Annotated in this window: 10 protein-coding genes and 1 pseudogene; 3 read left to right on the top strand and 8 right to left on the bottom strand. The window is 63.1% G+C overall.

Features of this window, described 5'->3' with window-relative positions:
• Positions 1–14: 14 nt before the first annotated feature.
• A complete protein-coding gene (algB, locus tag RR51_RS01460) occupies positions 15–1,361 on the top strand; it encodes a sigma-54-dependent response regulator transcription factor AlgB (protein ID WP_015268485.1) in 1,347 nt (448 codons plus the stop codon).
• Positions 1,358–3,139: a KinB sensor domain-containing domain gene (locus RR51_RS01455; RefSeq protein ID WP_039612419.1), complete on the top strand. Its 1,782-nt coding sequence runs from the start codon at positions 1,358–1,360 to the stop codon at positions 3,137–3,139. The genes algB and RR51_RS01455 overlap by 4 nt, the downstream gene beginning before the upstream one ends.
• 40 nt (positions 3,140–3,179) lie before the next feature.
• Here the strand turns inward: RR51_RS01455 and RR51_RS01450 are convergent, their stop codons facing one another.
• The 7 genes and pseudogenes from RR51_RS01450 to RR51_RS01420 all read right to left on the bottom strand — a co-directional run bounded on the left by RR51_RS01450 (position 3,180) and on the right by RR51_RS01420 (position 10,354).
• Complete coding sequence (locus tag RR51_RS01450; protein WP_039612418.1) at positions 3,180–4,784, bottom strand: EAL domain-containing protein; 1,605 nt, start codon at positions 4,782–4,784, stop codon at positions 3,180–3,182.
• 122 nt (positions 4,785–4,906) lie between these two features.
• Entirely contained in the window at positions 4,907–5,695 is a 789-nt protein-coding gene (locus RR51_RS01445) for an N-acetylmuramoyl-L-alanine amidase (protein ID WP_013970322.1), read from the bottom strand.
• Between the two features lie 80 nt (positions 5,696–5,775).
• A complete protein-coding gene (locus RR51_RS01440; protein WP_039612417.1) occupies positions 5,776–7,701 on the bottom strand; it encodes a GGDEF domain-containing protein in 1,926 nt (641 codons plus the stop codon).
• A gap of 27 nt (positions 7,702–7,728) precedes the next feature.
• Positions 7,729–8,561 (bottom strand): annotated as a pseudogene (locus tag RR51_RS01435) (endonuclease/exonuclease/phosphatase family protein).
• A 34-nt stretch (positions 8,562–8,595) separates the two neighbouring features.
• A complete protein-coding gene (dsbA, locus tag RR51_RS01430) occupies positions 8,596–9,228 on the bottom strand; it encodes a thiol:disulfide interchange protein DsbA (RefSeq protein ID WP_003256950.1) in 633 nt (210 codons plus the stop codon).
• Positions 9,229–9,402: 174 nt separating this feature from the next.
• A complete protein-coding gene (locus RR51_RS01425; RefSeq protein ID WP_003256951.1) occupies positions 9,403–10,020 on the bottom strand; it encodes a c-type cytochrome in 618 nt (205 codons plus the stop codon).
• Positions 10,021–10,051: 31 nt separating this feature from the next.
• Complete coding sequence (locus tag RR51_RS01420; RefSeq protein ID WP_015268479.1) at positions 10,052–10,354, bottom strand: c-type cytochrome; 303 nt, start codon at positions 10,352–10,354, stop codon at positions 10,052–10,054.
• 201 nt (positions 10,355–10,555) lie between these two features.
• Here RR51_RS01420 and yihA point away from each other — a divergent pair, with 201 nt between their 5' ends.
• Complete coding sequence (gene yihA / locus RR51_RS01415) at positions 10,556–11,188, top strand: ribosome biogenesis GTP-binding protein YihA/YsxC (RefSeq protein WP_039612416.1); 633 nt, start codon at positions 10,556–10,558, stop codon at positions 11,186–11,188.
• 421 nt (positions 11,189–11,609) lie between these two features.
• Here the strand turns inward: yihA and polA are convergent, their stop codons facing one another.
• Positions 11,610–14,357: a DNA polymerase I gene (polA, locus tag RR51_RS01410; protein ID WP_039612415.1), complete on the bottom strand. Its 2,748-nt coding sequence runs from the start codon at positions 14,355–14,357 to the stop codon at positions 11,610–11,612.
• Between the last annotated feature and the right edge of the window lie 24 nt (positions 14,358–14,381).

Here is a 14,381-nt window from a genome sequence, read left to right as displayed (position 1 = left end):
AAGGAGCGCAGCACATGGAGTCAGCCCAGGACAACCAAGGCCGCATTCTGCTGGTGGATGACGAGTCCGCGATCCTGCGCACCTTCCGCTACTGCCTGGAGGACGAGGGCTACAATGTGGCAACGGCCAACAGCGCCGCCCAGGCCGAAGCCTTGCTGCAGCGCCAAGTATTCGACCTGTGCTTCCTCGATTTGCGCCTGGGCGAGGACAACGGCCTCGATGTGCTGGCGCAGATGCGTATCCAGGCCCCCTGGATGCGGGTGGTGATCGTCACCGCGCACTCAGCGATCGATACGGCGGTAGACGCGATCCAGGCCGGCGCCGCCGATTACCTGGTCAAGCCGTGCAGCCCCGACCAGCTGCGCCTGGCTACCGCCAAACAGTTGGAAGTACGCCAGCTTTCCGCGCGACTGGAGGCCCTGGAAGGTGAAGTACGCAAACCCAAGGACGGCCTCGACTCGCACAGCCCGGCCATGATGGCGGTACTGGAAACCGCCCGCCAGGTCGCTACCACCGACGCCAACATCCTCATCCTTGGCGAGTCGGGCACAGGTAAAGGTGAACTGGCCCGGGCCATCCACGGCTGGAGCAAGCGCGCGCGCAAATCCTGCGTGACCATCAACTGCCCGTCACTGAACGCCGAGCTGATGGAAAGCGAGTTGTTCGGCCACACCCGCGGCGCCTTCACCGGCGCCAGCGAAAGCACCCTGGGGCGAGTCAACCAGGCAGATGGGGGCACGCTGTTCCTCGACGAGATCGGCGATTTCCCGCTGACCTTGCAGCCCAAACTGCTGCGTTTCATCCAGGACAAGGAATACGAGCGCGTCGGCGACCCGGTAACCCGTCGCGCCGATGTGCGCATACTCGCCGCCACCAACCTCAACCTCGAAGAGATGGTGCGTGAGAGCCGTTTCCGCGAAGACCTGCTGTATCGCCTGAACGTCATCACTTTGCACCTGCCGCCGCTGCGCGAGCGCAGTGAAGACATCCTGACCTTGGCCGACCGCTTTCTCGCCCGCTTCGTCAAGGAATACTCTCGGCCTGCGCGCGGCTTCAGTGACGAAGCCCGCACAGCCCTGCTCAACTACCGCTGGCCCGGCAACATTCGCGAACTGCGTAACGTGGTGGAGCGGGCCAGTATCATCTGCCCACAGGAACGCGTGGAAATCAGCCACCTGGGCATGGGCGAGCAGCCTGCTGGTAACGCCCCTCGCATAGGCGCCGCACTGAGCCTTGATGAGCTGGAGCGCGCCCACATTGGCGCGGTGCTGGCCGCCAGTGACACCCTTGACCAGGCCGCCAAGACCCTGGGGATCGACGCATCCACCCTGTACCGCAAGCGCAAGCAGTACAACCTATGAAATGGCCGCCCATGAAGCTGCGCACGCGGCTTTTCCTCAGCATTTCGGCGCTGGTCACCGTGGCCCTGCTCGGGCTGCTGCTGGGCCTGGTCAGCGTGCTGCAGATGGCCACGGTGCAGCAGCGACTGGTGCGCGATACCACCCACACCTTGGAAATAGGGCTGAAGTTGCGCCAGAACCTTGGCGAACAGTTGACCCTGATCCTCGATGACGAGACCGCTCCGGAAAATCTGCGGCTGCTGCAAGACAACTTCCAGACCCTGCTGAACCAAGGGCTGGACCAAGGTGGCGAGCGCACCGGCTTCAGCAAGGCCAGCAGCAACTATCAGGCCTTCCTCCAGGCCTACCGCGCCAGCCCGGCGCCCTCCCGCAGCATGGGCGTTGACCAACCACTCGGGGCCGCGTTCAACCAGGTCCGCACCGATCTGATCGATTCCCACAAGCAGGCCCTGGAGCACATCACCCGCAGCGAGGAGCACACCCGCGACCACGCCCTGCTGGTCAGCGGCGTACTCGGCCTGATGGGTTTGGTGGTACTGGTACTGGGCTTCATCACCGCGCACAACATCGCCCGGCGCTTCGGCCAGCCGATCGAAGCATTGGCCAAAGCGGCCGACCAACTCGGCAAGGGCGATTTCGACGTCACCCTGCCGGTCACACAGGCCACCGAACTGAACCAGCTCACCCGCCGCTTCGGCCTGATGGCCGATGCCTTGCGCAAGCACCAGGCCACCAACGTCGATGAACTGCTGGCTGGCCAGCAACGCTTGCAGGCCGTGCTGGACAGCATCGACGATGGCCTGCTGATAATCGATCGCCAGGGCCGCCTGGAACACCTCAATCCGGTGGCGCAGCGCCAGCTGGGCTGGACCGACAGCCGCGCCGGCAGTAGCCTGGCCGAAGCCCTGCAGCGCCCGGAACTGGAACAGCAGCTACGCCAGGTACTGCGCGGCGGCAACCTCGACCGCCAGCCAGACGACCTGAACATGGACGTCGATGACGAAACGCGCCTGCTCGCCTACAGTCTGACCCCGGTCAGCCACCCGCAAGGGCCGATACTTGGCGCAGTGATGGTGTTGCATGATGTAACCGAGCAGCGCGCCTTCGAACGCGTGCGCAGCGAGTTCGTGCTGCGCGCTTCCCACGAGCTGCGCACTCCGGTGACTGGCATGCACATGGCCTTCGGTCTGTTGCGCGAGCGGCTCAAGTTCCCGCCAGAGGCGCGCGAGCATGACCTGCTGGAGACCATTGGCGAGGAAATGCAGCGCCTGACCCAGTTGATCAACGACCTGCTCAACTTCAGCCGCTACCAGAGCGGGATGCAGAAGCTCGAGCTGGCTCCCTGCGCCATAGACGAACTGCTGGAACGTGCACAACATCGCTTTGCCGAGCCGGCGGCGAACAAGCAGATCGAGTTGATCACGGAGCTGGAGCCGCCGCTACCGCGCATCCAGGCCGATGTCGCCCAACTCGACCGGGTGCTGGACAACCTGTTGCACAATGCCATCCGCCATACCGCCAGCGGCGGTCGCATCCGCCTGCATGCACGACGGCATGCGGAGCGGGTGATCATCAGTGTCGAGGACAACGGCGAAGGCATTGCCTATGGGCAACAGGGGCGCATCTTCGAGCCCTTCGTGCAGGTAGGGCGCAAGAAAGGCGGCGCGGGGCTGGGGTTGGCGCTGTGCAAAGAGATCGTGCAGCTGCATGGCGGGCGCATGGGCGTGTTTTCCCGACCGGGGCAGGGAACCCAGTTCTACATGGCACTACCGGTCTGAATGTACCCTGCCCCCGGCCCCATCTTCGGTGCCGGATCAGTCAATGCTCAACCCGCCGCGGCAGCCGACCTCGTGTCACCAGTTCGGCAAACTGCCGGGCATTCAGTGGCCGGGCAAAAAGCCAGCCCTGGCCATAATTGACCCCTTCGCTGTTCAGCAGCACCGCTTGGTCTTCACACTCGATTCCTTCGGCAATCACCCGCAGGTGCAGATCGTGGGCCATGCGAATGATATGCGGGGCAACACCGCTACTGGCGGCGTCGTGCCCCAAGGCATCGATAAACGCCTTGTCGATCTTCAGGCAGTCCACTGGCAGGGTTTGCAGGTACGCCAGGCTGCAATAGCCAGTCCCAAAATCGTCGATCAGCACTTGATGCCCCACTGCGCGCAGCGCCTGGAGGTTGTCGCGGGCCACAACCACGTCGATCAGGCCGCGCTCGGTCACCTCGAAGGCGATCTGGCTGGCCGACACACGGTGCAAGGCCAGCAAGCGTGCCGCCACCCGCCCGATGCGCGGCACCATCACATCACAGGCCGCCAGATTCACCGAAATGTACAAGTTGGGATGCGAGCGCAGCAGTTGCCCTAGCTGTTCCAGCACACGCTGCAGGACAAAGTCCGTGATCTGGCGAATCTGCCCGGTGTTTTCCGCCAAAGGGATGAACAGGTCCGGGCTGGTCAGGGTACCGTCCGGGCGGCGCCAGCGCACCAGAGCCTCGGCCCCGACACAGCGTCTGCTGTCGAGCTCGAAGATCGGCTGGTAGAGCACCTGCAGTTCGCCGCGACGCAAGGCATTCTGCAATTCCGAGCTCATCGACCGCCGCTGCAGGATCAGTTGCAGTACCAGCCAGCCGATGCAACAGGCCGCCAGTACACTGCCGGGGAACAGAAGCCAGAGCATGCCGTTCATCCTCAACGGCAGGCTCGCCCGCGGGGCGATCAGCACCAACTGGTAGTCCGGTGACTTGGTCGGCATTCGGTAGATCAGGCGATCGCTGAGTTCAAGCAGCGACTTGTGGCTGGTTGACCAGGCCGAAGGAGGCGGCCATACCTGCGGTGGGCCCAGCACGGGGATGGCCCGGGCACCGTTGTCCAACACCACCACCAGGCTGCCGCCCGGGGGCAGGTCGACCACATCGGTCAGGTGCCCACGAGAGGTGGATACCACGAACTTGCCCCTCCCAAGCATCAGCGCGGCCAGGTTCTCGTTCGGCTCGGTCGTGGTATTCAGCCAGTAGCTGTAGGTCGGCCCTTGTATGTCGGGGGCGCGCAAGGGTTCGATCGCCCGCTCGTCACCGCGGTTTGAGCAGGCCACATCTCCATCCACGTACGCCGCTTCATAAATGAAGCGGGAACTCAGGCCTACCTGCTGCAATGCCGTCAGCATCGCCGGGCTGCAGCCGCGCAAGGGTTGCGCCTGCAGCAGGTCGACCCCTTCGCGCAACTGGCCGAACACCTGCTCGAGGCGCTCCAGAAAGCGTTCGCCCTGGGCGTTCATCTGTGCACTCTCGCTTTGCTTCATCTGTTGCAGGGCAATGCCGATGCTTGCAGAAAGCAACAGTGCCGCGCTGGCCAGTGCTGCCAACGTGGCCAGCATCCAGGGACGGTAAAAAATTTGGCGCAGCAAGGCGATGAGGGCTGGCATCGAGGGCATCCAGTTGATAACTAAGGTATAGCAACTGAATCAGGAATCACCTTTGCCGTTTGGCGCTTCGCTACAAGCGCCGAAGGCCGCTCCTAAACAAGAGCCCGTCTCACCTTGGCAGCTCAACGCATCCGGTTGAGCACCTGCAGCATCGCCGCCGTCTGCGCATCCGGCATGCCATCGAAGCGCTGCGGGCGGAAACGCATCTGGAACGCGGCGATCACATGGCGGGTGGCAACATCCAGTACCCCAGTCTGCTCGATCGCATAGCCAAACCGCGCCAGCTCCTGCTGGTACCAGCCAACGCTCGGCGGGTTGACGCTGAAATAGGCTTGCTGCCGTGCCACGGCAGTTGCATCCGGCCAGACCCCCAGCCCGGCGTCGGCCAGGCGTTTCCACGGAAATAGCGGCCCCGGGTCAAGCTTGCGCAGCGGCGCGATATCGCTGTGGCCAATGATGTGCCGTGGCTCGATGTTGTTACGCTTGACGATGTCCTTGAGCAGCGCGATCAGCGACTGGACCTGCGCTTCGCTGTAAGGGTGCCAGACCCGCCCATTTGGCGTGTCGGTGAAGCCCGGGTTGACGATTTCGATACCGATGGACGAGGAGTTCAGCCAAGTCCGCCCCTGCCACTGGCTATCACCGGCATGCCAGGCGCGGCGGCTTTCATCCACCAGCTGGTACACCGTCGCCGGGCCGTCACCAATCAGATAGTGGCTGCTGACTTCCCCATGGGTCAGCAACGCCAGGGAACGCTCCAGCGAAGCATTGGTGTAGTGCAGGACAACGAACTGGATGCGGTTGTCCTGGTTGATCGAAGGGTGGCTACGGTCGATGCGCAGGCCGGTCGAGCAACCGGCGACAGACAACAGCAGGAAGGAAATCAGGGTTTTTTTAAGCGTGGAAAGCACGTCAGTGGCCTCAGCGTATGAGCGCTACAGTATAACGTGCTCCCCAAGGGCCGTGCGTGCCGCGAGTCAGCAGCTACCGGCTATGCCAGCTCGACACGGTTGCGTCCCGATTCCTTGGCCCGGTAAAGCGCCGCATCGGCGCGCTTGAGCACCTGATCGCCGCGCTCGCCGGGACGGAATGCACCCAGGCCGATGGACGTGGTGATCACCACCCGTTCGCCCTTGAAGTGGAACGGGCACGCCTCGACCGTGGCCCTCAGCACCTCGGCTATCTGGGCAGCGGCAGCCGGCGAGGTCTGCGGCAGCAGCAGGACAAACTCCTCGCCGCCAAACCGGGCGATGAAGTCATGGCTGCGCAGGCGCTTGCGCAACTGGTCGGCGACGATCTTCAAGACCTTGTCCCCAGCCAGGTGCCCATAGCTGTCGTTGATACGCTTGAAATGGTCCAGGTCGAGGATCGCCATCGCCAGATGGCCGCCGTGTGCCTGCCATTCGAGCATTTCGCGCTCGACCCGCTCGCTCCAGGCCGCACGGTTGGGCAGGCCGGTGAGGGGATCGAGCAAGGCCTTCTGGCGCTGCTCTTCCAAGTGCTCACGGTAGCCGAGCGCCTCTTGCTCCATGTTCGCCACCCGCTCCGACAGCCCTTGCAGGCGTCCAGCCAGCTCCTGTTCGCGGCGATCACGCTCATGCTTGTGCTCATCCATGGTCACCAACAGACCTTCCAGGCGGTTTTCCAGAATGTGCTTGAGGCTGTCGACGTCGGCGGCACCTTGCACACTGCTCTGCAACCCATCGACGTGCTCACGCAGCTGGGTATCCAGCTCGCGAGCGGCCGAGCTGTTGTCGGCATGGCCGGCGCTAGCCTCGTGCAGGTGGCTCTGGAAACCTTCCAGGCGTTCGTTGAGCTGCTGCAGGTAGGTTTCGAATTCGTGCTGGCCGCTGTCGGTGATCGCCAGCATGAGCACAGCCAGGTCATCCAGCACCGGTATCAGCTCATACCAGTTCAAGCCCCGGGCGACGCGTTCACGCATCTCTAGCGCCTGGGCCTTGTGTCGCTCCGGCAGGCTGAGGTCATCGAGCAAGCCGATCAGAGTGTGCTCGATGTGCTCGGCAACCTGGCTGTAGGGCGGCTCCACCGCGTAGGGCAGGGCGTAGGGGCCATCTTCGCCAAAGGTTTCTTCGAGTGTTTGCGCCGGTCCTGCTTCAACCGGCGGCTCGCTGGCGATAGCTACCGGTGCCGGTACATCGTCCGGCAGCGGGGCTGGTGACAGTTCGGCCGTTTCGATAAGCGCCGGGCCTGGTGCCTCCAGCTCGGGCTCCGATATTACGAGTGCTTCGACAACAGAAGCTGAGGAGGCTGGCAGGGGCTGTAGCGCGTCCATGTCGTCGGGCTGCGGGGCATCGGCAGGTGCCGCCAAAGGCTGCGCCTCGGCAACCGGCAGCGCCAGAGGCACAAGCGCTGGCTCGCCTTGCACGCCATCCTCGCGGCTGCCGAACAAGCGCTGCAAGAAGCCGGGGCGGGCCTCCGCCGCCGATTTGCCCAAGGCTGACAGCGCGCGGCCCTGCAAGCCGCTCAACTCGCCCAGCAACGGTGGCAGGTCGCGTGACTGGGCCACTCCGCCATCGAGCTTCTTCGCCAGCTTTTTCAACGGACGCGACACATCGTTCGGCAATGGCAGGCCTTGCAGCTGGTCGACCAGCGCTGTCAGCGCATCGCTGACCTGGTTCATGCGGGCTTCCCGACGCTGTTCGGAGTCCAGTACCGCCTTCTCAAGACGAGGAATCAACCCGGCAAGGCCGGCGTCCATGTTGTCGCTGCGGATGACCTCGCGCATTTCCTTCATGCACTGGTCCACCACCTTGTCGCTGCCTTCGGCAGCCAGGGTGCTGCGTACCAAGCCACGACGCAGCAGGTCGAGACGGGCGTCCCAACGGCGCTCGAGCTTTTCCTGCTGCTCGATGCTTTTCAGGTATTTTTCTTTCCAGCGCTCAGCGTCTTCAGTCATGCCCGGGTCCGCAAACGGTGATGGCAATTAGCTCAGGACCGGCAGCGTATCCACAGTCAATGCATCAGGCAATCGAATCTCTACAGCAACGGGAAGGTGGTCGGAAATTGGCTGCGCCAGCACCTCGACACGCTCCAGCGTGAGGCTTGGGCTGAGCAGGATATGGTCCAGGCAACGCTGTGGACGCCAGCTGGGGAAAGTGGCCTCGACTTGCGGGGCTATCAGGCCCAGGTCGCGCAACGGTGAGTGCTCCAGCAGGTCGGTTGCATGGGTATTCATGTCGCCCATCAGCACCTGGTGGCGATAGCCGCCAATCAGCTCGCGGATGTAGCCCAGCTGCAGAGCGCGGGTCTTGGCGCCGAGGGCCAGGTGCATCATCACCACGATCAGCGCATCTTCACCCTCGCCAAAGCGCACCAGGATCGCACCCCGCCCAGCCGGGCCGGGCAATGGGTGATCCTCGAGCAGTTGTGGCTTCAAGCGGCTGAGCACGCCATTGCTGTGCTGGGCAAAACGCCCAAGGTTGCGGTTGAGTTGCTGGTACCAGTAGGGGAAGGCGCCCAGGTGGGCAAGGTGCTCGACCTGGTTGACATAGCCCGAGCGCAGGCTGCCGCCATCGGCCTCCTGCAAGGCTACCAGGTCGAAGTCGCCCAGCAGTTGGCCAATCTTCTGCAGGTTGCCGGCACGCCCGTTGTGCGGCAGCAGGTGCTGCCAGCTGCGAGTCACGTAATGCCGATAGCGCTCGGTGCTGATGCCCACCTGGATGTTGAAACTGAGCAGCCGCAGACGACCATCCTCGGGCAGGCCAGGGGCATGCAAGTGATGCTCGTTGACCTGCGGCTGGTGCAGGCCAATGCCACGCGCGGTTCTGAAGCGGCGCATGGGTTACGCCGCTTACTTAGCGGCGCGCTCCTTGGCGATCAGCTGGTCGGCAACGTTCAGTACGCCTTCCGGCCCGCCGGCGGTACCCAGGTCGAAGCGGTACTTGCCGTTGACCACCATGCTCGGTACGCCGGTGATCTCGTACTTCTTCGCCAGTTCCTTGGCCTGGTTGACCTGGCCCTTGATGGCGAACGAATTGAAGGTGGCGAGGAACTTGTCCTTGTCCACGCCCTGGGTGGCAAGGAAGTCGGCCATGTCCTGCGGGTCGGTCAGGCGCTTGCGCTGGTTCTGGATGGCATCGAACACCGCGGCGTGTACCTTCTGCTCGACGCCCATGGCTTCGAGGGTCAGGAACATCTGGCCATGGGCGTCCCACGCGCCACCGAACATGGCTGGTACGCGCTTGAAGTTGACGTCCTTGGGCAGTTTATCGACCCACGGGTTGATGGTCGGCTCGAAGTGATAGCAGTGGGGGCAGCCGTACCAGAACAGCTCGACCACTTCGATCTTGCCAGGTACGGAAACCGGAACAGGGTTGCTCAGCTCGAGGTATTCCTTGCCAGCGACAGGCTCGGCGGCCTGGACGGCAGTCATACCGAATACGCTGGCAGCGACCAGCGCGGCGCTGAGAATCAGTTTACGCATGCTTTACTCCTGGGCAGTCATTGGTCGCCACGACGCGACCTGCACTGAGACAGGCCGGGAACGGGCCGAGTTCTGTAGTGTAACGGCTGCGGACGGAAAAAAGGGCGGTCCGGCCGCCCTTTCATCATTGGCCTACAACATTAACTGAAAGTTAATGCGCCGCCTGTAATGGCCTCAGTGCAGGCCCTGGATGTAACTGGCCAGCGCCTCTATGTCGTGGTTGCTCAGCTTGCCGGCGATGGTGCGCATGGTCATGGCATCGCCATCGTTGGTGCGGTTGCCTTCGCGGAAGTCGGTGAGCTGCTTGGTCACGTACTGCGCGTGCTGCCCGCCCAGGTGCGGGAAGCCGGCCAAGGCGATACCCGCGCCGTTCGGCGAGTGGCAGCCGGTGCAGGCTGGCATGCCCTTTTCCAGGTCTCCACCGTTGAACAGCGCCCGGCCACGTTCGACCAACTTGGGATCGGCGGCGCCCACGCTGCCTTTCTGGCTGGAGAAGTAGGCGGCGATATCGGCCAGGTCCTGGTCGCTGAACGCGGCCAGCATGCCGGTCATCTCCAGCACGGTACGCTTGCCCGACTTGATATCGTGCAATTGTTTTTCAAGGTAGCGCTGGCCTTGGCCGGCCAGTTTCGGGAAGTTCGGTGCCAGGCTGTTGCCGTCGGGGTTGTGGCAGGCGCCACAGACGGCCGTCTTGGCCTGGCCGGCGGCGGCATCGCCTTTGACGGGTTGCGCAGCAGTGGCCGCACCTGCGACACCCAGGGTCAACAGCAGACTCACGACTAGTTTGTTCATCAGCTAATCCAACACGGCTAAGGGTGAAATGTTATGTATCGGGACTGCCACTCATCCAAAGGATGACCAAACGGTAGTCCTCGGCACTGCAGTCCATGCACAATCCACGCGGCGGCATAGCCTTGAAACCCTGGGTCACGTGCTTCACCAGTACATCCATGCCTTGCGCCAGCCTTGGCTCCCATGCTGCCCGGTCACCCTGCCTGGGTGCCTGTGGCAACTGCCCGGTGTGACAGGCCGCACACGTGCGGTTGTACAACACCTCGGGATCCTGTGTAGCCTGTGCGCTGAAAAACGGCAGGAACATACCGACAGCAAGCAGCCATTTCGCCATGCGGAACGACCTTCAGGGTTGGGGGCCGCGCTGCGTTCTGTTGCGCGAGCTATTGTTCGACACCCCATGCCCGTTCTCCTTCGCCGGGAGAATGAGCACACAAAAACTGGGGCATTATATACTTCCGCCATCCAAACGGAAACGACACCGCTTGCCAGGCTCGGGCCTATAGAGTCAGGCAACACCCACATCGGATATCCCATGCAAGTCAAGAACCCCATCCTCGGCCTCTGCCAGAAAGCCAAATTCGCCCTCAGCGCTGCCAAGGTCGAACAATGCCCGGAAGACCAGGGTTACGAGGTGGCTTTCGCCGGCCGCTCCAACGCCGGCAAATCCAGCGCCCTCAACACCCTGACCCATGCCAGCCTGGCACGCACCTCGAAAACCCCCGGGCGCACCCAGCTGTTGAATTTCTTCAGTCTGGACGATGAACGGCGTTTGGTCGACCTGCCAGGCTACGGTTATGCAAAAGTCCCGATTCCGCTCAAGCAGCACTGGCAGAAACACCTGGAAGCCTACCTGGGCAGCCGGGAGTGCCTGCGTGGCGTGATCCTGATGATGGACGTGCGCCACCCGATGACCGACTTCGACAAGATGATGCTCGACTGGGCCAAGGCCAGCAGCATGCCGATGCACATCCTGCTGACCAAGGCCGACAAGCTGACCCACGGCGCGGGCAAGAACACCCTGCTCAAGGTGCAGTCGGAAATCCGCAAGGGTTGGGGCGAAGGCGTGACCATCCAGCTGTTCTCGGCGCCCAAGCGCCTGGGCGTGGAAGAGGCCTACCGAGTGCTGGCGGACTGGATGGAGCTGGAAGACAAGCCAGTAGCCTGAGGCCTGCACCGCTCGTTGTAGGAGCAGCCTTGTGCTGCGAAGAGGCCAAGACAGGCTGTATAGGTCTGTTGGCTGTACCGGCCCTTTCGCAGTACAAGGCTGCTCCTACAGGGGTAGCTGTGCCATCAGGTCAAATTCCGGGCAAAAAAAACCCCGGACTTCGTATGGGGAGGGGGAAGTTCGGGGTCCAAGTCCGGACCGCTAGGGCGGGGTCCAGATATCTGCCAACACTTAACACAACATAGGAGCATCGAAAGGCTTCACCAGCCATTCAGTTACTCTGAGTTCCGTTTCACCGGTTTAGTTCCAAAGCCCTGAAAACTATTTGCGATAGTTTCATGAAACTTCAGCACCGCTGGCACTGAGCAGTGCCGGATCCGCATCGCTACAACACGGATCCTACACAGCTTTCCCCACCCGATCAGTGAGCTTCGTCCCAATTCGCACCAATTCCTGCCTCGACCAGCAGCGGCACATCCAGTTGCGCGGCCTTGCTCATGTGCTGGCGAATTTCATCTTTCACCAGCTCCACCAGGTCCTCGCGCACTTCCAGCACCAGTTCGTCGTGCACCTGCAGGATCACCCGGGCATCCAGCCCGCTCTCGCTCAGCCAGTTATCCACATTGACCATGGCCCGCTTGATGATGTCGGCCGCAGTGCCCTGCATCGGGGCGTTGATCGCCGTGCGCTCGGCGCCTTTGCGCAGGGCCGGGTTCTTGGCATTGATATCCGGCAGGTACAGGCGGCGGCCGAACAGGGTTTCGACAAAGCCTTGCTCCGCCGCCTGGGCGCGGGTGCGCTCCATGTAGGCCAGCACGCCCGGGTAGCGGGCGAAGTAGCGGTCGATGTAATCCTGCGACTGCTTGCGGTCGACGCCGATCTGCTTGGCCAGGCCAAAGGCGCTCATACCGTAGATCAGGCCGAAGTTGATGGCCTTGGCACTGCGGCGCTGATCGGTGGTGACGTCTTCCAAGGCTACGCCGAATACTTCCGCCGCCGTGGCGCGGTGCACGTCCAGGTTGTTGCGGAAGGCATGCAGCAAGCCTTCGTCCTTGGCCAGGTGGGCCATGATGCGCAACTCGATCTGCGAGTAGTCCGCCGCCAGCAGCTTGTAACCCGGGCTGGCAACGAAAGCCTGGCGGATGCGCCGGCCTTCGGCAGTACGGATCGGGATGTTCTGCAGGTTCGGGTCGCTGGACGACAGTCGACCGGTGGCCGCCACCGCCTGCTGGTATGAGGTGTGGATACGCCCGGTGCGCGGGTTGATCTGCCCCGGCAGCTTGTCGGTGTAGGTGCTCTTGAGCTTGCTCAGGCTGCGGTACTGCATCAGTACCTCCGGCAGCGGGTAGCCTTGCTCGGCCAGTTCGTCGAGCACCGCCTCTGCCGTGGATGGCTGGCCCTTGGTGGTCTTGCTCAGCACCGGCATGCCCAGCTTGTCGTAGAGGATCGCGCCCAGTTGCTTGGGCGAGCCGAGGTTGAACTCCTCACCGGCCAGCTCATAGGCGCGCTGCTCGAGCTCGGCCATCTTTAACCCCAGCTCACCGCTCTGCACCTGCAGCAACGCGGCATCGACCAGCGCCCCCTGGCGCTCGATCTTGGCCAGCACCGGCACCAGCGGCATCTCGATGTCCATCAACACCGGCTGCACGCTTGGCGTCTGTGCCAGGCGCGCCTGCAGCGCCTGGTGCAGGCGCAGGGTGATGTCGGCATCTTCGGCAGCGTAGGGGCCGGCCTTGTCCAGGTGGATCTGGTTGAAGGTCAGCTGCTTGGCGCCCTTGCCGGCGATATCCTCGAAGGCAATGGTGGTATGGTCGAGGTACTTCTGCGCCAGGCTGTCCATGTCGTGACGGGTGGCGGTGGAGTTCAGCACGTACGACTCGAGCATGGTGTCGTAGGCAACGCCGCGCATTTCGATGGCGGGCGAGCCATTGGCAAGGATGTTGATATCGTACTTGGCGTTCTGCCCGACCTTGGCCTTGGCCGGGTCTTCCAGCAGTGGCTTCAGCGCCAGCAGCACGGCAGTGCGGTCCAACTGGGCCGGCGCGCCTTCATAGTCGTGGGCCAGCGGCACATAGGCCGCTTCGTGCGGTTCAACGGCGAACGACAGGCCGACCAGCTGGGCCTGCTGAGCGTCCAGGCCGGTGGTCTCGGTGTCGAAAGCGAACAATGGCGCCTGGCGCAGCTTCTCCAGCCAGAAGTCGAAACGGGCCTGGTCGAGAATGGTTTCGTACCTGGGCTCGACCTTGGCCACCTGCTCCGCGACCGGCGCGATTTCGTCACCGGCCTTGCCAGCGTCACGCTGCACCTCGGCGATCCAGCTCTTGAATTCCATCTCGGTGTACAGCGCCAGCAACGCATCGCGATCAGGTTCGCCGCACACCAGGGCATCTACTTCGATATCAAGCGGCACATCGACCTTGATGGTAGCCAGCTCATAGGACAGGAACGCCGCGTCGCGGTGCTCTTCCAGCTTGGCCGGCAGGGTCTTGGCACCGCGAATGGCCAGCGTCGGGACCTTGTCCAGATTGGCATACAGGTCGCTGAGACCGCCGCCGATACCGGTCAGCAGGCCCACCGCGGTTTTTTCGCCCACGCCCGGCACACCGGGGATGTTGTCGACCTTGTCGCCCATCAGCGCCAGGAAGTCGATGATATGTTCCGGGCCGACGCCAAATTTCTCGTGCACGCCAGCCACGTCCAGCACGCTTCCGGTCATGGTGTTGACCAAGGTAATGTGCCCGTCCACCAGCTGCGCCATGTCCTTGTCACCGGTCGAGATGATCACCGGGCGGTCCAACGCGGCGCTGCTGCGCGCCAGGGTGCCGATCACGTCGTCGGCCTCGACCCCCTCGACGCACAGCAACGGGTAGCCCAGCGCCTTGACGCTGGCGTGCAGCGGCTCGATCTGTACCCGCAGGTCGTCAGGCATGCTCGGGCGGTTTGCCTTGTATTCAGCGAACATGGCATCGCGGAAGGTGCCACCCTTGGCGTCGAACACCACCGCGAACAAGCTGTCGGGGTATTGCTTGCGCAGGCTCTTGAGCATGTTCAGCACCCCCTTCACCGCGCCGGTCGGCATGCCTTTGGAGGTAGTCAACGGCGGCAGCGCGTGGAAGGCGCGGTACAGGTAGGAGGAACCGTCCACCAGGACGAGGGGCGCTTGGCTCATGAGCAGAATCAACCTTTTCGACGG

It is taken from the genome of Pseudomonas sp. C5pp, from assembly GCF_000814065.1.
Classification (GTDB): domain Bacteria; phylum Pseudomonadota; class Gammaproteobacteria; order Pseudomonadales; family Pseudomonadaceae; genus Aquipseudomonas; species Aquipseudomonas asiatica.
The sequence above is the reverse complement of the archived record's forward strand: the minus strand, read 5'-3'. Positions and strand labels throughout refer to the sequence as shown.